The 20,313-nt window shown below is 60.4% G+C and carries 15 protein-coding genes; 9 read left to right on the plus strand and 6 right to left on the minus strand.

All coding sequences use genetic code 11. The annotated features are described in order from the left end of the window. Nucleotides 1-21 precede the first annotated feature (21 nt). From prpC to prpD, 4 genes are all read left to right on the plus strand, one after another. Nucleotides 22-1,149 carry a 2-methylcitrate synthase gene (prpC, locus tag TK42_RS03570; RefSeq protein WP_005790404.1) on the plus strand — a complete coding sequence of 376 codons (1,128 nt, stop codon included), beginning with the start codon at nucleotides 22-24 and terminating at the stop codon, nucleotides 1,147-1,149. Between the two features lie 183 nt (nucleotides 1,150-1,332). After that, nucleotides 1,333-3,927 (plus strand): Fe/S-dependent 2-methylisocitrate dehydratase AcnD, encoded by a 2,595-nt coding sequence (gene acnD, locus TK42_RS03575; RefSeq protein WP_032879911.1) that lies wholly within the window; start codon nucleotides 1,333-1,335, stop codon nucleotides 3,925-3,927. Nucleotides 3,928-3,938: 11 nt separating this feature from the next. After that, nucleotides 3,939-5,129 carry a 2-methylaconitate cis-trans isomerase PrpF gene (prpF, locus tag TK42_RS03580; protein WP_103733617.1) on the plus strand — a complete coding sequence of 397 codons (1,191 nt, stop codon included), beginning with the start codon at nucleotides 3,939-3,941 and terminating at the stop codon, nucleotides 5,127-5,129. 178 nt (nucleotides 5,130-5,307) lie between these two features. Beyond that, on the plus strand, nucleotides 5,308-6,792 hold the full coding sequence (gene prpD / locus TK42_RS03585) for a 2-methylcitrate dehydratase (RefSeq protein ID WP_103733618.1): 1,485 nt from the start codon (nucleotides 5,308-5,310) through the stop codon (nucleotides 6,790-6,792). A gap of 134 nt (nucleotides 6,793-6,926) precedes the next feature. Here prpD and TK42_RS03590 read toward each other — a convergent pair whose 3' ends face one another. The 5 genes from TK42_RS03590 to TK42_RS03610 are packed head-to-tail and all read right to left on the minus strand — an operon-like array spanning nucleotide 6,927 to nucleotide 12,461. After that, the gene (locus TK42_RS03590) at nucleotides 6,927-7,667 is read right to left on the minus strand and encodes an alanyl-tRNA editing protein (protein WP_032879914.1); all 741 of its coding nucleotides are present in this window, start codon (nucleotides 7,665-7,667) and stop codon (nucleotides 6,927-6,929) included. 2 nt (nucleotides 7,668-7,669) lie between these two features. Then, on the minus strand, nucleotides 7,670-8,662 hold the full coding sequence (locus tag TK42_RS03595; protein ID WP_005790394.1) for a serine O-acetyltransferase: 993 nt from the start codon (nucleotides 8,660-8,662) through the stop codon (nucleotides 7,670-7,672). A 37-nt stretch (nucleotides 8,663-8,699) separates the two neighbouring features. Beyond that, nucleotides 8,700-9,614 carry a PLP-dependent cysteine synthase family protein gene (locus TK42_RS03600; RefSeq protein ID WP_103733619.1) on the minus strand — a complete coding sequence of 305 codons (915 nt, stop codon included), beginning with the start codon at nucleotides 9,612-9,614 and terminating at the stop codon, nucleotides 8,700-8,702. A 16-nt stretch (nucleotides 9,615-9,630) separates the two neighbouring features. After that, on the minus strand, nucleotides 9,631-11,493 hold the full coding sequence (gene moeB / locus TK42_RS03605; RefSeq protein WP_103733620.1) for a molybdopterin-synthase adenylyltransferase MoeB: 1,863 nt from the start codon (nucleotides 11,491-11,493) through the stop codon (nucleotides 9,631-9,633). 23 nt (nucleotides 11,494-11,516) lie between these two features. Continuing rightward, complete coding sequence (locus TK42_RS03610) at nucleotides 11,517-12,461, minus strand: DMT family transporter (RefSeq protein ID WP_032879916.1); 945 nt, start codon at nucleotides 12,459-12,461, stop codon at nucleotides 11,517-11,519. A gap of 109 nt (nucleotides 12,462-12,570) precedes the next feature. Between TK42_RS03610 and TK42_RS03615 the strand changes: the two genes are divergently transcribed. Beyond that, on the plus strand, nucleotides 12,571-13,995 hold the full coding sequence (locus TK42_RS03615) for a PLP-dependent aminotransferase family protein (protein WP_005790387.1): 1,425 nt from the start codon (nucleotides 12,571-12,573) through the stop codon (nucleotides 13,993-13,995). A gap of 104 nt (nucleotides 13,996-14,099) precedes the next feature. Here TK42_RS03615 and TK42_RS03620 read toward each other — a convergent pair whose 3' ends face one another. Then, a complete protein-coding gene (locus TK42_RS03620; RefSeq protein WP_003193298.1) occupies nucleotides 14,100-14,918 on the minus strand; it encodes a pyruvate, water dikinase regulatory protein in 819 nt (272 codons plus the stop codon). A 178-nt stretch (nucleotides 14,919-15,096) separates the two neighbouring features. Here TK42_RS03620 and ppsA point away from each other — a divergent pair, with 178 nt between their 5' ends. The 4 genes from ppsA (at nucleotide 15,097) to TK42_RS03640 (ending at nucleotide 20,300) form a co-directional block, all read left to right on the plus strand. After that, nucleotides 15,097-17,472 (plus strand): phosphoenolpyruvate synthase, encoded by a 2,376-nt coding sequence (gene ppsA, locus TK42_RS03625; RefSeq protein WP_005790384.1) that lies wholly within the window; start codon nucleotides 15,097-15,099, stop codon nucleotides 17,470-17,472. A 106-nt stretch (nucleotides 17,473-17,578) separates the two neighbouring features. After that, nucleotides 17,579-18,568: an alpha/beta fold hydrolase gene (locus TK42_RS03630; protein WP_103733621.1), complete on the plus strand. Its 990-nt coding sequence runs from the start codon at nucleotides 17,579-17,581 to the stop codon at nucleotides 18,566-18,568. A 229-nt stretch (nucleotides 18,569-18,797) separates the two neighbouring features. Then, entirely contained in the window at nucleotides 18,798-19,289 is a 492-nt protein-coding gene (rraA, locus tag TK42_RS03635; protein ID WP_005790380.1) for a ribonuclease E activity regulator RraA, read from the plus strand. A gap of 15 nt (nucleotides 19,290-19,304) precedes the next feature. After that, nucleotides 19,305-20,300: a zinc transporter ZntB gene (locus TK42_RS03640; protein WP_005790378.1), complete on the plus strand. Its 996-nt coding sequence runs from the start codon at nucleotides 19,305-19,307 to the stop codon at nucleotides 20,298-20,300. Nucleotides 20,301-20,313: the final 13 nt, after the last annotated feature.

The following is a 20,313-nucleotide window of genomic DNA, read 5'->3' on the forward strand; positions in this document are numbered from 1 at the left end:
ATTCAAGATTGGAGAACGAACATGGCTGAAGCAAAAGTATTGAGTGGCGCCGGCCTGCGTGGCCAGGTTGCCGGGCAGACCGCACTGTCGACCGTGGGCCAGGCTGGTGCAGGCTTGACCTATCGTGGCTACGATGTGCGTGAACTGGCCGCCGATGCGCAGTTTGAAGAAGTCGCCTACCTGTTGCTGTACGGCGAGTTGCCGACCAAGACCGAACTGGCCGCCTACAGCGCCAAGCTGAGCAAGCTGCGTGATTTGCCCCAGGCGCTGAAGGAAGTGCTCGAACGCATCCCCGCCGACGCCCACCCGATGGACGTGATGCGCACCGGTTGCTCGTTTTTGGGCAATATCGAGCCGGAAAAAGATTTCAGCGTACAGCGCGATGTCACTGACCGCCTGCTTGCCGCATTCCCGGCGATCATGTGCTACTGGTACCGCTTCAGCCACGACGGCAAGCGCATCGACTGCGTGACCGACGAGCCGAGTATCGGCGGCCACTTCCTGCACCTGCTGCACGGCAAGAAACCCAGCGAGCTGCACGTCAAAGTCATGAATGTGTCGCTGATTCTCTACGCCGAGCACGAATTCAACGCCTCGACCTTCACTGCCCGGGTGTGCGCCTCGACCCTGTCCGACCTGTATTCCTGCGTCACCGCCGCCATCGGTTCCCTGCGCGGCCCGCTGCACGGCGGTGCCAACGAAGCGGCGATGGAAATGATCGAGCGCTTTTCCTCGGCCGAAGAAGCGGTCGAAGGCACGCTTGGCATGTTGGCGCGCAAGGACAAGATCATGGGCTTCGGCCACGCGATCTATAAAGACAGCGACCCGCGTAATGAAGTGATCAAGGGCTGGTCGAAAAAACTCGCTGATGAAGTGGGCGACACGGTGTTGTTCCCGGTGTCTGAAGCCATCGACAAGACCATGTGGGAACAGAAGAAGTTGTTCCCCAACGCCGACTTCTACCATGCCTCGGCTTACCACTTCATGGGCATCCCGACCAAGCTGTTCACACCGATCTTCGTGTGCTCGCGCCTGACTGGCTGGGCCGCGCACGTGTTCGAACAGCGCGCCAACAACCGCATCATCCGTCCAAGCGCCGAGTACATCGGCGTTGAGCAGCGCAAGTTCGTGCCAATCGAACGTCGCTGAATGGGATGGGCTGTGTTCGCTGGCTAATGTGCTTTTTTGTGGGAGCTGGCTTGCCTGCGATGGCATCACCTTGGTGTACCTGTCACACCGCAGTGATGCAATCGCAGGCAAGCCAGCTCCCACAGGAAACAAAGCCAGTGTCGACAGTTCACCTTTCGAACTTACCGTGACCGAGTCCTGACGATGAACACTGAATTTCGCAAACCGCTCCCCGGCAGCCGCCTGGATTTCTTCGACGCCCGTGCGGCTGTCGAAGCAATCACCCCCGGCGCCTACGCCACCTTGCCTTACACCTCGCGCGTGCTTGCCGAAAACCTGGTGCGCCGTTGCGACCCGGCCACCCTCAACGCATCCCTGAGCCAACTGATCGAGCGCAAACGTGATCTCGATTTCCCCTGGTTCCCGGCGCGCGTGGTGTGCCATGACATCCTCGGCCAGACCGCCCTGGTGGACCTCGCTGGTCTGCGCGATGCCATCGCCCTGCAAGGCGGCGACCCGGCGCAGGTCAACCCGGTGGTGCCGACCCAACTGATCGTCGACCACTCCCTGGCTGTCGAGGCTGGCGGCTTTGACCCACAGGCGTTCGAGAAAAACCGCGCCATTGAAGACCGTCGCAATGAAGACCGCTTCCACTTTATCGAGTGGACCAAAAAAGCCTTCAAGAACGTCGATGTCATCCCGCCGGGCAACGGCATCATGCACCAGATCAACCTGGAGAAAATGTCGCCGGTGATTCAGGTCCGTGACGGCGTAGCCTTCCCGGATACCTGCGTCGGTACTGACAGTCATACTCCCCACGTCGATGCCCTGGGCGTGATCGCCATTGGCGTCGGCGGCCTGGAGGCCGAGAGCGTGATGCTCGGCCGTGCGTCGTGGATGCGCCTGCCGGAAAGCGTCGGCGTGGAATTGACCGGCAAGCTGCAACCGGGCATCACCGCCACCGATATGGTGCTGGCACTCACCGAGTTCCTGCGCCAGCAGAAAGTGGTCGGCGCCTGGCTGGAGTTCTTCGGCGAAGGGGCTAGTGCACTGACCCTGGGCGACCGTGCGACCATCTCCAACATGGCCCCTGAATACGGCGCCACCGCAGCGATGTTCTATATCGATCAGCAGACCATCGCCTACCTCAAACTCACTGGCCGAGAAGACGAACAAGTCGCCCTGGTCGAACAGTACGCACGCCACACCGGTCTGTGGGCCGATGACCTCAAGGGGGCTCAGTACGAGCGTGGCCTGACCTTCGACCTGTCCAGCGTCGTGCGCAACATGGCCGGGCCCAGCAACCCACACGCCCGTGTTGCCACCCGCGACCTGGCGTCCAAAGGCATCAGCGGCCAGTGGGACGAAGTGCCAGGGCAAATGCCCGACGGCGCAGTGATCATTGCGGCCATCACCAGTTGCACCAACACCAGTAACCCGCGCAATGTCATCGCGGCGGGGCTTCTGGCACGTAACGCCAACAAGCTCGGCTTGGCCCGTAAGCCTTGGGTCAAGTCGTCGCTGGCGCCGGGCTCGAAAACCGTGGCCATGTACCTGGAAGAGGCCGGTCTGGGCCATGAGCTGGAAAAACTCGGTTTCGGCGTAGTGGCCTTTGCCTGCACCACCTGCAACGGCATGTCCGGCGCGCTCGACCCGGTGATCCAGCAGGAAATCATCGACCGCGACCTGTACGCCACCGCCGTGTTGTCGGGCAACCGCAACTTCGACGGGCGCATTCACCCTTACGCCAAGCAAGCCTTCCTGGCTTCGCCGCCGCTGGTGGTGGCCTATGCGATTGCCGGCACCATCCGTTTCGATATCGAGAAGGACGTGCTCGGCCTGGATGCCGACGGCAAGGAAATTCGCCTGCAGGATATCTGGCCGAGCGACGAAGAGATCGACGCGGTGGTCAAGGCATCGGTCAAGCCCGAGCAGTTCCGTGCGGTGTACATCCCCATGTTCGCGATTCACGAAGACACCGGCCCCAAAGTCACCCCGCTGTATGACTGGCGCCCGCAGAGCACCTACATCCGTCGCCCGCCGTACTGGGAAGGCGCGCTGGCCGGCGCGCGGCCGCTCAAGGGTATGCGCCCGCTGGCGGTGCTGCCGGACAACATCACCACCGACCACCTGTCGCCGTCCAACGCGATCATGCCGGGCAGTGCCGCCGGGGAATACCTGGCGAAGATGGGCTTGCCGGAAGTCGACTTCAACTCCTACGCGACCCATCGCGGTGACCATCTGACGGCGCAGCGCGCCACCTTCGCCAACCCGAAACTGTTCAACGAAATGGTGCAGGAAAACGGCAAGGTCAAGCAGGGCTCGCTGGCGCGAATCGAGCCGGAAGGCAAGGTCACGCGGATGTGGGAAGCGATTGAAACCTACATGGAGCGCAAGCAACCGCTGATCATCATCGCCGGTGCCGACTACGGCCAGGGCTCGTCCCGCGACTGGGCCGCCAAGGGCGTGCGCCTGGCCGGTGTGGAAGCGATTGCCGCCGAAGGCTTCGAGCGCATTCACCGCACCAACTTGGTGGGCATGGGCGTGTTGCCGCTGGAATTCCTGCCGGGCACCGACCGCCACACCCTCAAGATCGACGGCAGTGAAACCTATGACGTGATCGGCGAGCGCACCCCGCGCGCGCAACTGACCCTGGTGATCAACCGCAGGAATGGCGAACGTGTCGAGGTGCCGGTGACGTGCCGCCTGGATACCGCCGAAGAAGTGTCGATCTACGAGGCGGGCGGCGTGTTGCAACGTTTTGCCCAGGATTTCCTGGAATCGGCGGCCACCGCCTGAAGAGGACTACCATGGCACACGTAGCGCAAATCAAGATCCCCGCCACCTACATGCGTGGCGGCACCAGTAAGGGCGTGTTCTTCAGCCTAAAGGACCTGCCCGAAGTCGCGCAGGTGCCGGGGGCGGCCCGCGATGCCCTGTTGCTGCGGGTCATCGGCAGCCCCGACCCTTACGACAAGCAGATCGACGGCATGGGCGGTGCCACTTCAAGTACCAGCAAAACCGTGATCCTGGCCAAAAGCACCCGCGCCGATCACGACGTGGACTATCTGTTCGGCCAGGTCTCCATCGACAAGCCGTTTGTCGATTGGAGTGGCAACTGCGGCAACCTGTCGGCAGCAGTGGGCTCGTTCGCCATCAGCGCTGGCCTGGTTGATCCGGCCCGCGTGCCCGAGAACGGGGTGGCGGTGGTGCGGATATGGCAGGCCAATATTGGCAAGAGCATCATCGCCCATGTGCCGATCACCAACGGCGCGGTGCAGGAAACCGGCGACTTCGAACTGGACGGTGTGACCTTCCCGGCCGCCGAAGTCCAGCTGGAATTCATCGATCCGGCGGCGGAAGAAGAGGGCGGCGGTGGTTCGATGTTCCCCACCGGCAACCTCATCGACGACCTGGAAGTACCGGGCGTCGGCACCTTCAAGGCCACGTTGATCAACGCCGGTATTCCGACCATTTTCATCAACGCCCAGGACCTCGGCTACACCGGTACTGAGCTGCAGGGCGCGATCAACAGCGACCCCAAGGCCCTGGCCATGTTCGAGACGGTACGGGCTTATGGCGCGTTGCGCATGGGCCTGATCAAGCACCTGGACGAGGCCGCTCAGCGCCAGCACACGCCCAAGGTCGCCTTCGTGGCCAAGCCTGCGGATTACGTGGCCTCCAGCGGCAAGGCAATCAAGGCCGGCGATGTGGATCTGCTGGTGCGTGCCCTGTCCATGGGCAAACTGCACCACGCCATGATGGGCACGGCGGCGGTAGCGATCGGCACGGCGGCGGCGATCTCCGGCACCCTGGTCAACCTGGCGGCGGGCGGCGTGGAGCGCAATGCCGTGCGCTTCGGGCATCCGTCCGGCACCTTGCGCGTCGGTGCCGAAGCCAGCCAAGTGAACGGTGAATGGGTGGTGAAGAAAGCCATCATGAGCCGCAGTGCGCGGGTGTTAATGGAAGGTTTCGTGCGCGTCCCCGGTGACGCTTTTTAGCTTTATGTGGGAGGGGGCTTGCTCCCGATAGCAGGGTGTCAGTCGCCCCATTCATTAACTGACCCACCGTCATCGGGAGCAAGCCCCCTCCCACAGGGATACAAGCAGGCAATCAGACCTGCGCAACGATTAACCCTGACCCTGAGGATGGAACAACCCAACTTTTAGGAGAACTGCCATGAGCGCCAACGTCGACCAGAACAACCGCCCCGACTACGACCAGGTTTTGCAGGACATCGCCGACTATGTCCTCAACTACCGCATCGAATCCCGGGATGCACTGGACACCGCCCGCAATTGCCTGATGGACACCCTTGGCTGTGGCCTGCTGGCCCTGCGGTTCCCCGAGTGCACCAAGCACCTGGGGCCGATAGTGGAGGGCACCGTGGTGCCGTTCGGCGCGCGCGTGCCGGGCACTTCGTTTCGCCTCGACCCGGTCAAGGCCGCTTGGGACATTGGCTGCATCGTGCGCTGGCTCGACTACAACGACACCTGGCTCGCTGCTGAATGGGGCCACCCTTCGGACAACCTCGGGGGCATTCTCGCCGTGGCCGATCACCTTTCGCAAAAACGCGTGGCCAATGGCGAGGCGCCGCTCACCGTACGTGCGGTGCTGGAAGCGATGATCATGGCCCACGAAATCCAGGGGGTGATCGCCCTGGAAAACTCTTTCAACCGCGTCGGCCTTGACCACGTGCTGCTGGTCAAAGTCGCCTCCACCGCGGTCACCGCCAAGCTGATGGGCGCCAATCGTGAACAACTGCTGTCGGCCTTGTCTCACGCTTTCGTTGATGGGCAGGCGTTGCGCACCTATCGCCATGCACCGAATGCCGGCTCGCGCAAATCCTGGGCCGCAGGCGATGCATCGAGCCGTGGTGTGCGCCTGGCGGATATCGCCCTGCGTGGCGAAATGGGCATCCCCGGTGTGTTGAGTGCGCCGCAGTGGGGGTTCTACGACGTGTTGTTCAGCCACACCAACAAGGACCTGGCGCTCAAGCCCACAGACAAGCGCGCCTTCAGCCTGCCTCAGGCCTACGGCACCTACGTGATGGAAAACGTGCTGTTCAAGATCAGTTTCCCGGCAGAATTCCACGCGCAAACCGCCTGCGAGGCGGCGGTGACCTTGCACCCCCAGGTCAAGCATCGTCTGCATGAAATCGAACGTATCGTGATCACCACCCATGAGTCGGCGATTCGGATTATTTCCAAGGTTGGCCAATTGGCCAACGCTGCCGATCGCGACCACTGCCTGCAATACATGACCGCCGTGCCCTTGGTGTTCGGCAATCTGGTGGCCGAGCACTACGAAGATGATTTCCACGCGGCCCACCCAATCATCGACGAGCTGCGCGACAAGATGGTCATCGTTGAAGACCCACGCTATAGCCGCGAATACCTGGAGGCGGACAAGCGTTCCATTGCCAATGCGGTGCAGGTGTTCTTTATGGATGGCACCTGCACTGAGCAGGTAGCGGTGGAATACCCGATTGGCCATCGCCGCCGTCGGGTGGACGGTATCCCATTGCTGGAAGACAAGTTCAAAGCCAACCTGGCGACGCGGTTCACTGCGCAGCGCAGCGCCGAGATTGTTGCGTTGTGCAAGGATCAGGCACGGCTTGAGGCGACGGCTGTGAACCGTTTCATGGATCTGTTGGTGATCTAAAAAACAACGCGGCCAATGTGGGAGGGGGGTTGCTCCTGATAGCTGGGTGTCAGTCAACAGATTCATTGACTGGTCCACCCCTATCGGGAGCAAGCCCCCTCCCACATTTGTCCTCCATTGGGGCAACTATCGGGTCAGGCGCAAGCTTGTTCAAACCGCAGTATCACCCTGCGGTTGTGCTTGCTCTTCTTTTCGATTTTCTCGCAGAACACCCGGCCGATTTCCTCGGTGTTGAGCACATGGGTGCCGCCGCATGGCTGGATATCGATGCCGGGGATCTCAATCACCCGTACCGAGCCCGACACCACCGGTGGCGCAACCGCCTGGGTGCGGGTGATCTGTAGCAAGGTCGCGTATTCGGTGGCGGGCATCGACAGGGTCTTCACCGCGTGGGCCTGCTCGATCAGGGCGTTGAGGTCACGGGTTAGACCGTCTTTGTCCAGGGTCATTTCCGGCAGGTCGAAATCCAGTCGGCCTTTATCCGCACTGATGCTGCAACCGGTCACGGGCGCGTCAATGAGCGAGCACAACAAATGCAGGCAGGTGTGCATTTTCATGTGCTGGTAGCGCCGCTCCCAATCCAGGCCGGCGTCTACCTGGATGCCCGCCGTCAACTGCTCGGGGCAATGGTCAACCTGATGCCAGATGATCGAGCGCAACACCGGATCGCGCACGGTACCTGTCACCTCGACCCGCGTGCCATCGGGCAGGGTGAAATGGCCGGTATCGCCCGGTTGCCCGCCGCCGGTGGGGTAGAACAGTGTGTGCTCCAGGGCGATGCCGTGTTCACTGACCGCAATAACCCGGGCGCTGAACGCGTTCTGATAGGGCGCGCTGTCGAACAGCGCCAGGGTTTCCATGGTATGCACGGACATGTTCAACCTCCAACGATCAGTGGGCTGGCTTGCAAGAGATGGCGCACCATCGCGCTCAAGCCAGGGGGAGAGAGCAGGGTGATTTCAAATTCCGGCCCGCAGACTTTCAGGTTCAGCGGCAAGCGCGGCAGTTGTTCGCCGGTATCGACACGGTGCAGGCGAAATTGCAGGTGGTGGCGCTCTTTCACCGTGGGTTCGAGCATTAACCCTTGCAGCGGATGAAAGTCGGCATCCAGCACCGTGACCTTATGACCGGCACTCACCTCACCGACGACGTGCAAGCGCTCATCCAGGGCAAAGGCGCCTAGGTAATTGCTGCGGTCCGATTCGTCGTTTTTTTGCAACTGGATCTGGTTGACTACTTTGACCTTGGTGCCTGCCGGTACGTCCTGGGTGATCACGCAGGAGGGGCTGATAAATACGTTGTCGCCGATCGACACGTAGCCCAGCACCCGGGCACCGGCGCCCACCTCGACGTTGTTGCCCAGGCGCGGGTGGCGTTTGCCGTCCGGATTGTTGGCGATGCCGCGGGCTCCCAGGGTCACGCCGCACAGGATGTAGCAGTCGTTGCCGATCACGCAGGTTTCGCCGATGACGGTGCCATAGCCATGGTCCAGTACAAAGCGCCGGCCGATACGCGCCGCCGGATGAATCTCGGCACCAGAGAGAATCTTGCCCTGGTTGCTGAGCTTGAGTGCCATGCGCGAAAACATCCCATGGCCCGGGTCGGGGAAATTCCACACCTGGTGCGCAAGGCGATAGAACAGCACTGCCTTGAACGAGGCATAGGATTCCAGGATCAACTCCCCGCGCCCACGGGATGCCGGGTCGCGATAGGCGTAGGCGATCAGGTCCTCGGCCACTGCTTGGGCGGCGTTCTGGATCAGTGGCGCCAGGTGTGGTTCCAACTGCTTCATCTGCCCGGGCGTCAGGGTCGTGATGAGATGGGTAAGCAACTCATCGTGCAGCAGTTGCATGTCGATAAAGCCCCCCATGGAGGCACCCCCGCATTCTGGATGATTGAAAAACCCGTTACTCGAAACTGGGCAGGTAGCTGTCGGCATTGTCGTAGACCATGGTCAGCACCACCGTTTCAGGCGGCAGTTCGGGGGCGAGTTGGGCGATGGCAACCATGTTGGCGGCGGAGGACAGCCCCAGGCTGATGGCGTCGGTGCGCATGATGCGTTTGATCATGTCCAGGCACGCCGAGTGCGACACCTTGAGCATGCCGTCGATCACGTCCAGGTTGAGGATGCTCGGGATCAGGCCAATCGACAGGCCCTGGATTGCGTGCGCAGCGTGCTGGTCTTTGAGCAGGTCGCATTCCTGCGGCTCCACGCCCATTACGCGGATCGCTGGCCAGGCGGCCTTGAGGGTTTCGCCAATGCCGGTGATATGGCCACCTGTGCCGATGCCGCTGACGAAGTAGTCCACGCGCTGATTACCGAAGGCGCGGATGATCTCCGGCGCGGTGGTGTCGCGGTGGGTCTGCGGGTTGGCGCCGTTACGCTGCTGGTTGAGCATCACGAAGTTGGGGTTTTCCAACTGCAGTTCCATGCACTTTTCGCCGTGGGAGTTGTTGCCCAGGCGGCTGTCTGACAGCACCACTTTGGCACCATACAGGCGTAGCAATTTCTGCTTTTCGGGGCTGTAGTTGTCAGGGATCACCAGCACCACTTTATAGCCCAGGACATTGCCGGCCATCACCAGGCCAATGCCGGTGTTGCCGCCGCTGGGTTCGATGATGGTTTGCCCGGAGTCGCGGATCAGTACGCCACGGCGCTCGGCATCGAGGATCATGCCCAAGGCGATGCGCGCCTTGTGGCTGCCACCGGGGTTGAGGGATTCCAGCTTGGCGTAGACTTCGATGCCGAGGTCTTCGGAAAACTGGGCCAGGCGCACGATAGGCGTTTGGCCGATGACGTCGAGAATGGAGTTATGCAGCATCAGCAAGTCTCCACGATCAGTACAGAGGCATGTCGGGTTCGACGTCGCGAACCCAGTGCTTCATGCCGCCCTGCAGGACTTTGGTGTTCGCGAACCCGGCTGCCAGCAGGGTGCTGGCGGCTTGTTCGGCTCGGGTGCCCGCGTAGCAGATCAGGTAATGTGTGTTGTCTCGGCTGAGGTTGTCGAGTTGCCCATCCAGTTCGGCCAGGGGAATGTGCAACACGCCTGGCAGCTTGCATACTTCCAATTCGCTGGCGTCGCGCACGTCCAGCAATACATCGGCGCTGTTGGGGTGCTCAAGCACCTGCTTGAGGTTCTGAGGCTTGATGTAGCGTTCTGCCGCCAGCGACGGTTGGCTCGGTACGGCATCGGCACATGCCGTGGGGGCGGCGCTTTCGCTGCTGCGCAGCTCCGAGCAGCAGGGGCAGTCGAGGCGGCGCTTGAAGCGGATCTCGCTGAACTTCATCGCCAGCGCGTCAAAGCGCATCAAGCGGCCGGATAAAGGTTCGCCAATGCCGATCAGCAATTTGATCGCCTCGGTGGCCTGGATCATTCCTACCACACCCGGCAGCACGCCGATCACGCCGCCGGCGCTGCAATTGGGCGCCAGTTCTGCGGGCGGGGCCTTGGGAAACAGGCAGCGATAGCACGGCCCGCCTTTGTAGTTGAGCACGCTGATCTGCCCGTCGAAACGGTAGATGGCGCCATAGACCAAAGGTTTGCCCAACTGTACGCAAGCATCGTTGACCAGGTAGCGGGTATCGAAATTATCGGTACCGTCGATCACCAGGTCATAGGCGCCCACCAGTTCCAGAGCGTTGTCGGTGTCAAGCGCGGTGTTGTGCGCATTGATCCGGATATGAGGGTTGAGGTCCAGCAGGCGTTGCTTGGCGGACTCGACCTTGGGCATTCCCAGGGTGCTGTTGCCATGGACAATCTGGCGCTGCAGGTTGCTGCTTTCCACCACGTCAAAATCCACCAGCCCCAGGGTGCCGATGCCTGCCGCTGCCAGGTACAGGCTGATGGGCGAGCCCAGGCCCCCGGTGCCGATGACCAGAACTTTGGCTTTCTTCAGGTTCAATTGGCCTTCGCGGCCGACGCCCGGCAGGGTGATGTGGCGCACGTAGCGCTGCACTTCTTCGTTGCTCAGGGTGTCGATGTCCATGCCGCCTGAGGTGGCGAGCAACACTTCGATCCGGGATTTTGGCGGCAGGACTTCATCGGCTTCGATCAGCGCCTCCTCGGCGGTAAACAGGAAGTGTTCCTTGAGCTGGTTGTTCTTTTCATGGAACAGGTACTGACGCAATTGGGGGTGATTGGTGCAGAGATTTTCAATGACTTCGCGCAATGTCGATCCGGCGCCCTCAAGGGTCGATTCCGGCAGCTTGGCCACGCGAACCAGAATGTCGGGGAAAGAGACAGCGTTCATGGACAACTCCGTGTGCAGGTCGTTGAAGGGTTGAGGTGCGAAATGCTTGCCATCCCAGGCAAACAGTTTTGAGCCCAGGACCTGGCTCTGGCGAACATCCACCACCAGATAGCTGACGGGGTAGATCGGCTCCCCCATGAACAGCGCCTTGTCCTGGTCTTCATCACTGAAATAGGCGCCGACATCCGGGTGGGAGTGATAGATCACCACCACCGGGTTGTCGCTGCGAAACGACTTGTTCAGCAGCAGGGTATCGGCCACCGAGAAGGTGTAGCCGTTGGCCGCGCTGCGGGGGTACATCTGGGAGTTCTTGTGGTGCAACTCGTTCTGGATATTGCTGCCCAGGTACACACTGCCGTCGGCGAAGACGAAGCCGCAGCACTCTTCTGGGTAGCTGCGGCTGGCGTGGGCGTAGATCTGTTCCAGGGCGGTGGGGCGGAGGACTTCCATGTTTCTCTCGCGTTGGTTGAGGGTCATTTTTTCTTGGCCAGGAGTTTTTCAACCGGCAGCTTGGTGATCGCAAAGCCGGCCAGCAGAATCGCCGAATACAGCATAAGGTCGCGGGAAATTTCCACGCCTTCGTACCAGGCACCGATGATCACCGCGAACACCGGGAAGATGATGAAGACGAACGACAGGATGATCGGGCTCAGGCGCTTGAGCAGCATGAAATACACAATAAACCCGCCTACCGAGGCCACCAGCCCGAGGTAGAACAGTGCAGTCCAGGAGCGCAGGGTGATGTCATTGAAGGCTGGCGTTTCAAACCACAGGCCGGCGACGAACAACATCAGCCCGGCGATGCCGATGGGCAGGGTGTTGTAGGTAATCACGCTGATGGCACTGCCTTTCTGCTTGGTAATCACGTAGCACAACGCGTGCATGATCGCGGCGCTCAGTATCGCCAACACCCCGAAGAACTCGGCGTGGTCCAGGTGCAGGCCCTGGCTCTTGATGATCATGTAGAGGCTGCCAAACCCGATACCGATGCCAACGACCTGGGAGAAGTAGATGCGCTCACGCAGGAACAGCGCCGAAAAGATCAGGATGAATACCGGCATGCAGCTGAACAGCAGGGCCGTCAGGCCGGATGACACGTGCATCTCGCCATAGTTGAGCAGGTAATAGGGAACGCTGAAGTACGACAGGGTCACAAACACAAAGAACCAGCGGCTTTCCCGTGGGAACAGGATCGGCTCGCGACGCACCATGGCAAAACACAGGAACAGCGGAAACGCGATCAGAAAGCGCAGCCCGGCGGATGTCAGCGGCGGCACGCTCTCTACGGCGATCTTGATGCCCAGCCATGTAGTGCCCCAACTCAGGCACACGATCAGAAACATCAAGCTGGTCACCAGCCCGGCGAGCCACTGTTTTTGAGTTTTTGTTTTTGCAGTGTTTTCGAGAACGGCGGACATTGGCATCTTTTATTGCTTCCCTGAGCCGGAATTGAACTCTATATTGAACTTGTAATGAGTTATGTTTATCGGCGATTGAACCCGTAAAAGCACACTATTAGGGCGAAAGATGGCTGTCAAAACAAATATTGACATGGTGTCAATTATGCGTGAGGGCCTGTCCAATGGGCAGGGCGTGAAGTACAAGCGCCTGTCTGATGTGATGGAGCGGGGCATCCTCGAAGGCTTGATTGAACCGGGACGAAAACTGCCGCCCCATCGGGTGCTGTCCGACAACCTGGGGGTGACCATTGGCACCATCAGCCGGGCCTACGGTGAGTTGGAGCGCCTGGGCTTGGTGGTTGCGCGGGTCGGTGACGGAACCTTCGTGCGCAAGCGTGGGATGGAGCGTCAACGTGATGAAGGCTTTCGCAATTTCAGCGAGGAGCCGCGCCAGTACTTCGACATGAGTCGCAACATGCACATTCCGGGGCAGGAAACGGTGTTTCTTGCCCAGAGCTTCCAAACGCTGTCGACCAACGCCAAGTTCCTGCAGGACATCAGCGCCTATACCCCCGACGCCGGCTTGCCGCGTTACCGTGAAGCCGGGGCGCAATGGCTGGTGCAGCGCGATTTTCATCCGATTCCAGAGCAGGTCATCTGCGTCAACGGCGGCCAGCACGGTTTGCTGTGCGCGATGATGGCGCTGCTGCGTGCTGGCGATACGGTAGTCACCGAGCAACTGACTTATCCTGGGCTGATTACGGCTGCGCGCATGTTGGGCGTGCGCCTGATTGGCCTGGAAATGGATGAAGAAGGCGTGTTGCCCACGGCGCTGGATGAGGTCTGTCGTAATCACCGCATTTCGGCGTTGTACTGCACGCCGACTATTCAGAATCCCACGACGGCGGTGTTGTCGGTGGCGCGTCGCGAAGCCTTGGCCAAGGTGTGTCGTGAGCACAACCTGCTGATTCTCGAGGACGAAGCCCACGGCGTGCTGGTTGAGGATCGCCCGCCGCCCCTCAGCTATTTCGCGCCTGAGCGTACGATTTTGATCAGCAGTCTGAGCAAAGCGGTGTCGGCAGGGTTGCGGGTAGGCTACGTGCACGCGCCACCCGCGCTGGTCAGTCGCATTTCCGCGGCGTTGCGCTCGACCTGCTGGATGGCGACGCCTGTGACCCTGGAACTGGCCACCCAGTGGATTGAAAACGGCACGGCGGAATATCTGTTGCGCCAACAAATCAACGAAATCAGCCGCCGCAAGACCTTGGTCGAGGATTTATTGACCGGGCTGGCGTATCGCACCCACCTCAACAGCCCGCATTTCTGGATCGAAGTGCCGGAGCCATGGCGTGCGTCGGAAATCGAGGCAGAGCTCAGGCAGAACAATTACCTGATCGCCACCGCCGAGGCGTTTGCCGTGGGGCAGACGGCGGTGCCGCAGTTTATTCGGGCGAGTATCTGCAATACGTCTGGCGATGATCAGTTACTGCGCGAGGGGTTTGATGCGCTGGCGACGGCGTTGGGGCAGGGGGGGGGGCGGTTTCATCTGTAAATCCGCGTTACCGTTCATCGCAGGCAAGCCAGCTCCCACAGGGGAACGCATTCCAGCTGTGGGAGCTGGCTTGCCTGCGATAGCGTCAGATCAGGCGCCAGAGATCACTTGAAGCGCCGCTCCACACCCTTCTCCACCAGAATCTTCGCCGAAATCTCTTCCACCGAAAAATGCGTGGAATTGATGTGTGCAATATTCTCGCGACGGAACAGATTTTCCACTTCACGCACTTCGAACTCGCACTGCGCATAGCTGGAGTAGCGGCTGTTGGGCTTGCGTTCGTTACGGATGGCGGTCAGGCGGTCCGGGTCGATGGTCAGGCCGAACAGTTTGTGCGAGTGGGCGCGCAGGGCGGCGGGCAGCGTCAGGTGCTCCATATCGTCTTCGGTCAGCGGGTAGTTGGCCGCACGGATACCGAATTGCATGGCCATGTACAGACAGGTCGGGGTCTTGCCGCAACGCGACACGCCCACCAGGATCAGGTCGGCCTTGTCGTAGTAGTGGGTGCGGGCGCCATCATCGTTGTCGAGGGCAAAGTTCACCGCCTCGATGCGCTCCATATAGTTGGAGTTATGCCCGATGGAATGGGACTTTCCGACAGAGTATGAAGAATGCTCACTCAACTCCTGTTCCAATGGCGCCAGGAAGGTCGAGAAAATGTCGATCATGAAACCATTCGACGTTGCGAGAATCTCACGAATGTCTTGATTGACGATGGTGTCGAAAATGATCGGGCGAAAACCGTCTTTTTCAGCCGCCAGATTGATTTGTTGTACCATGGCCCGCGCTTTATCCACGCTGTCTATATAAGGCCGGGTGAATTTGGCGAAGGTAATGTTTTCGAACTGCGCAAGCAGGCTCTGGCCCAGTGTTTCGGCTGTGATGCCGGTGCCGTCGGAAATAAAGAAAGCAGATCGTTTCATTTGAGCCCTGGGCCTTAAGCTGATGGCGAATCTTGGATATGATAGGCGCGATTTTGCCGTCCCGCAGTGGGCCGCATTCTCACTTATTTTCCAGGTCCAGGCCACAAGCGCTGGCGTTAGCTCCTACTGAGCAACCCGCGTCCTGAGCTTTTCCAACACAGAAAGTGGAGAGATCACCTTGGTAGAGTACGTAGTTTCCCTCGATAAGCTCGGCGTCCATGATGTAGAGCATGTGGGGGGCAAGAACGCATCCCTCGGCGAGATGATCAGTAATCTTGCAGGCGCTGGTGTCTCGGTGCCCGGTGGTTTCGCCACCACGGCCCAGGCTTACCGCGACTTCCTCGAGCTGAGCGGCCTCAACGCCCAGATCCACGCCGCGCTGGATGCCTTGGACGTCGACGACGTCAACGCCCTGGCCAAGACCGGCGCCCAGATCCGTCAGTGGATCATGGAAGCCGAGTTCCCCGAGAAGCTCAACGAAGAAATTCGCACCGCCTTCGCCACCCTGTCCGCCGGCAACCCGGACATGGCTGTCGCCGTACGCTCCTCGGCCACCGCCGAAGACTTGCCGGACGCTTCCTTTGCCGGCCAGCAGGAAACCTTCCTGAATATCCGTGGCGTGGAAAACGTCATTCGCGCGGCCAAGGAAGTATTCGCCTCGCTGTTCAACGACCGCGCTATTTCCTACCGTGTACACCAGGGTTTCGACCACAAGCTGGTGGCCTTGTCTGCTGGTGTGCAGCGCATGGTGCGTTCGGAAACCGGCACTGCTGGCGTGATGTTCACCCTGGACACTGAGTCGGGCTTCCGTGATGTGGTATTCATTACCGGTGCCTACGGCCTGGGCGAAACCGTCGTACAAGGCGCGGTCAACCCTGACGAATTCTACGTGCACAAGCACACCCTTGAGGCCGGACGCCCGGCCATCCTGCGCCGCAACCTGGGCAGCAAGGCGATCAAGATGATCTACGGCGACGAAGCCAAGGCCGGTCGCTCGGTGAAAACCGTTGACGTCGACAAGGCCGAGCGCGCGCGTTTCTGCCTGACCGATGCTGAAGTCAGCGAACTGGCCAAACAGGCGATGATCATCGAGAAGCACTACAAGTGCCCGATGGACATCGAGTGGGCCAAGGACGGTGACGACGGCAAGCTATATATCGTGCAAGCGCGTCCGGAAACCGTGAAGAGCCGCACTTCGGCCAATGTCATGGAGCGTTACCTGCTCAAGGAAACCGGCACCGTACTGGTGGAAGGCCGTGCCATTGGCCAGCGCATCGGTGCTGGCAAGGTGCGGATCATCAAGGACGTGTCGGAAATGGACAAGGTCCAGCCCGGCGACGTGCTGGTTTCCGACATGACCGACCCGGACTGGGAGCCGGTGATGAAGCGCGCCAGCGCCATCGTCACCAACCGAGGCGGGCGTACTTGCCACGCGGCGATCATCGCCCGTGAACTGGGGATCCCGGCGGTAGTCGGTTGCGGCAACGCCACCCAACTGCTCAAGGAGGGCCAGGGTGTCACCGTGTCTTGCGCCGAAGGCGATACCGGTTTCATCTTCGAAGGTGAGCTGGGCTTCGATATCAAGCAAAATTCCATCGACGCCATGCCCGACCTGCCGTTCAAGATCATGATGAACGTCGGCAACCCGGACCGCGCCTTCGATTTCGCGCAGTTGCCGAACGCCGGTGTGGGCCTGGCCCGCCTGGAGTTCATCATCAATCGCATGATCGGCGTGCACCCAAAGGCCTTGTTGAACTATGACGGCCTGCCGCTGGATATCAAGGAAAGCGTCGACAAGCGCATCGCCGGCTACAACGACCCGGTAGGCTTCTATGTCGAGAAGCTGGTGGAAGGCATCAGTACCCTGGCCGCGGCGTTCTACCCGAAAAAGGTCATCGTGCGCCTGTCGGACTTCAAGTCCAACGAGTACGCCAACCTGATCGGCGGCAAGCTCTACGAGCCGGAAGAAGAAAACCCGATGCTGGGCTTCCGTGGCGCCTCGCGTTACATCAGCGAAGCGTTCCGTGACTGCTTCGAGCTTGAGTGCCGTGCCCTCAAGCGCGTGCGCAACGAGATGGGCCTGACCAACGTCGAGATCATGGTGCCGTTCGTGCGCACCCTGGGCGAAGCGAGCCAAGTGGTCGACCTGCTGGCCGAAAACGGCTTGACCCGTGGCGAGAACGGCCTGCGCGTGATCATGATGTGCGAGTTGCCGTCCAACGCCATCCTGGCCGAGGAATTCCTGGAGTTCTTCGACGGTTTCTCCATCGGCTCCAACGACCTGACCCAGTTGACCCTGGGCCTGGACCGCGACTCCGGGATCATTGCTCACCTGTTTGACGAGCGTAACCCTGCGGTCAAAAAGCTGCTGGCCAATGCCATCCAGGCGTGTAACAAGGCCGGCAAGTACATTGGTATCTGTGGCCAAGGCCCTTCCGACCACCCTGACCTGGCTAAATGGCTGATGGAGCAGGGCATTGAAAGCGTCTCGCTGAACCCGGACTCTGTGCTGGAAACCTGGTTCTTCCTGGCGGAAGGCCAAGCGTCCGCTTAAAGTCGCAACGTCAAAAGTGCCGGTCACTCGTGAGGGTGACCGGCATTCTTATCTGTACTGGGCGGGAACTCCTTGCGGACGCCGCCCTTTTTTGTGCAAGAGCATTATGCAAAGCAGCAGCAACCTGTTTCCCGTCGCCTTGATCAGCGCTGAACGTCGTGGCGACCTGAGTGAAGACGTCTACCGGCTCAAGCCCGGCAATAGCCCTGATGGCACCGTCGAGCTGGCGGTTACCCGTTTGGGCCTGGCCGATGTCCCGGAAAACCGGGGCACGCCGATTATTTTATTGCATGGCAGCTTTTCCAATCGGCGCTTCTGGTACTCGCCCAAGGGGATCGGCCTGGGCGCTTACCTGGCGCGCCGGGGTTTTGATGTGTGGATCCCGGAAATGCGCGGCCATGGGCTGTCCAAGCGCAACCATGAGTACGCCAGAAACCGCGTCGCCGATTACGCCCGCTACGATTTGCCGGCCATGGGGGCCTTTGTGCGTGAGCAAAGCGGGCAGGTCCCGCACTGGATCGGGCATTCCCTCGGTGCCACGACCTTGGCTGCGGCCCTGGGCGGGCAACATTTGGGGGCGCCTGAGGTGGCTTCGGTGGCATTGTTCGGCTGCCAGGTCAGCCGCACCCATTGGCCGTTGAAAATTCCACCCGTGGAGTGGGGTACTCGGTTGATCCTCAAGCGCCTTGCCCATGTGTCTGGCCCACGCTTCAAGCGCGGCCCCGAGGATGAGCCGGCGGGAGTGATGATCGAAGCGATGCGCTGGAATGGCCTGTTCGGCCGCTTCGGCGATGCCGAATGTGACTGGTGGAAGGGCTTGGCGCAGATCGATGTGCCGTTGCTCGCGGTCAGCGCGGCGGGCGATCGGCAAGACCCGGACTGGGCGTGTCGCAAGCTCTTCGAGCAGGTCGGCAGCGAGCATCGCCAGTATCTGTGCCTGGGGCGCGAGCAGGGTTTCAGCGAGGACTTCGGGCATGTGCAGATGCTGGTCAGCAAAGCCGCGCAGGCCGAAGTATGGCCATTGGCGGAACGGTGGTTGAACGACCCCCTGACACCATTATTCGGGACTCGACCCCAAGTGGCCGCAGTAGTTTGAGCAAACGCTCTACCAAGGGCGTTTCACTCTTGAGTGGTTGCGGCTAAGATATGACGCGCTGGGCGCTTCTGGTCATATTCAGTCGCGCAACGTGTATTGCGTTGCGCTGATGCGGGTCCGATCATGGCGGCTCACCACTGGCAGGCACTTAAAGAATGCCTGTCGCGGCGCGTTTTTCTGATGTACACCGTGGATGTTCGATCTCTTCTTTGACGACAGGAGCTTCTCGATGAACCATTACGTGACCCCCGACCTGTGTGACGCCTACCCGGAACTGGTGCAGGTAGTGGAGCCGATGTTCAGCAACTTCGGTGGCCGAGATTCTTTTGGGGGTGAGATCGTCACCATCAAATGCTTCGAAGATAATTCCCTGGTAAAGGAACAGGCTGACCAGCCGGGCGCTGGCAAAGTGATGGTCGTTGACGGCGGAGGCTCACTGCGCCGCGCGTTGCTGGGCGATCTGATTGCCGATAAAGCTGCGAAAAATGGCTGGGAAGGGCTGGTGATCTATGGTTGCGTCCGGGATGTGGATGTTCTCGCCCAGACCGACTTGGGTGTGCAGGCACTGGCCTCCCACCCGATGAAAACCGACAAGCGTGGCCTCGGTGACCTGAACGTCGTTGTGACGTTCGCGGGTGTGACGTTCCGTCCGGGTGAGTACATCTACGCCGACAATAACGGCGTGATCGTGTCGCCCAGCCCGCTGAAAATGCCTGAATAAACCCAAGGAGTCTGGATGTTCGAGGAAGAGAACGCGCAATGGGGGCTGGTACATGCCCTGGTGCTGGATGGTAAAGGCGGTGCGCGTTCGATTGCCCGGACTGAGCTCGACGATCTGCAGTTGCAACCCCAGGAAAGCCTGTGGCTGCATTGGGATCGCAGCCATCCCCAGACCCAGACCTGGCTGCGCAAATCCAGCGGCCTGAGCGAATTTGCCTGCGACCTGCTGCTGGAGGAGAACACCCGCCCACGGTTGTTGCCGTTGCCCGACGCCGAATTGCTGTTGTTTCTGCGCGGGATCAATCTCAACCCCGGGGCAGAGCCGGAGGACATGGTTTCGGTGCGTATCTTCGCCGCCGCCAATCGTGTGATCTCCCTGCGTTTGCGCCCGTTGCGCGCCACCGATGAGCTATTGGTGCAACTGGCGGACGGCAAAGGCCCTAAAACGGCGTCTGAACTCATCCTTTATATGGCTCAGTACCTGACCAACAAAGTGCAGGATCTGGTTACAGGGTTGTCTGAAATCGTCGATTCCGAGGAAGAAAAACTCGATGCCGACGAACGGTATACCCCAGAGCACGGCAGCGTTTTGCAGATCCGTCGGCGCGCGGCCGGGCTCAAGCGGTTTTTGGCACCACAGCGGGATATTTTTGCCCAGCTGACGCGAATAAAATTGGCATGGTTCTGCGATGACGATGCTGACTATTGGAACGAGTTGCACAACAGTCTGACCCGTTACCTGGAAGAGCTGGAACTGGCCAGAGAGCGCGTGGGGCTTGTACTTGAGGCCGAAGACCGGCGCTTGAGCCTGCGCATGAACCGCACCATGTATCGCTTCGGGATCATCACCGGGATCTTCTTGCCGATGAGTTTTCTCACCGGTTTGCTCGGTATAAATGTGGGTGGCATTCCGTTCTCCGAGAGCCCCTACGGATTCATGATTGCGTGCCTGTTGATGGTCTCGGTGGCCCTGGGACAATGGTGGCTATTTCGACGATTACGATGGGTTTGAGCTGAATATGACC

Source organism: Pseudomonas sp. GZJR-8 (assembly GCF_002916705.1).
Classification (GTDB): domain Bacteria; phylum Pseudomonadota; class Gammaproteobacteria; order Pseudomonadales; family Pseudomonadaceae; genus Aquipseudomonas; species Aquipseudomonas synxantha_A.

Bases quoted from the DNA above. Each gene is read 5' to 3' on its own strand.
- prpC (WP_005790404.1), top strand. From the start codon at position 22: ATGGCTGAAGCAAAAGTATTGAGTGGCGCCGGCCTGCGTGGCCAGGTT.
- acnD (WP_032879911.1), top strand. From the start codon at position 1,333: ATGAACACTGAATTTCGCAAACCGCTCCCCGGCAGCCGCCTGGATTTC.
- prpF (WP_103733617.1), top strand. From the start codon at position 3,939: ATGGCACACGTAGCGCAAATCAAGATCCCCGCCACCTACATGCGTGGC.
- prpD (WP_103733618.1), top strand. From the start codon at position 5,308: ATGAGCGCCAACGTCGACCAGAACAACCGCCCCGACTACGACCAGGTT.
- TK42_RS03590 (WP_032879914.1), bottom strand. From the start codon at position 7,667: ATGTCCGTGCATACCATGGAAACCCTGGCGCTGTTCGACAGCGCGCCC.
- TK42_RS03595 (WP_005790394.1), bottom strand. From the start codon at position 8,662: ATGGGGGGCTTTATCGACATGCAACTGCTGCACGATGAGTTGCTTACC.
- TK42_RS03600 (WP_103733619.1), bottom strand. From the start codon at position 9,614: ATGCTGCATAACTCCATTCTCGACGTCATCGGCCAAACGCCTATCGTG.
- moeB (WP_103733620.1), bottom strand. From the start codon at position 11,493: ATGGAAGTCCTCCGCCCCACCGCCCTGGAACAGATCTACGCCCACGCC.
- TK42_RS03610 (WP_032879916.1), bottom strand. From the start codon at position 12,461: ATGTCCGCCGTTCTCGAAAACACTGCAAAAACAAAAACTCAAAAACAG.
- TK42_RS03615 (WP_005790387.1), top strand. From the start codon at position 12,571: ATGGCTGTCAAAACAAATATTGACATGGTGTCAATTATGCGTGAGGGC.
- TK42_RS03620 (WP_003193298.1), bottom strand. From the start codon at position 14,918: ATGAAACGATCTGCTTTCTTTATTTCCGACGGCACCGGCATCACAGCC.
- TK42_RS03630 (WP_103733621.1), top strand. From the start codon at position 17,579: ATGCAAAGCAGCAGCAACCTGTTTCCCGTCGCCTTGATCAGCGCTGAA.
- rraA (WP_005790380.1), top strand. From the start codon at position 18,798: ATGAACCATTACGTGACCCCCGACCTGTGTGACGCCTACCCGGAACTG.
- TK42_RS03640 (WP_005790378.1), top strand. From the start codon at position 19,305: ATGTTCGAGGAAGAGAACGCGCAATGGGGGCTGGTACATGCCCTGGTG.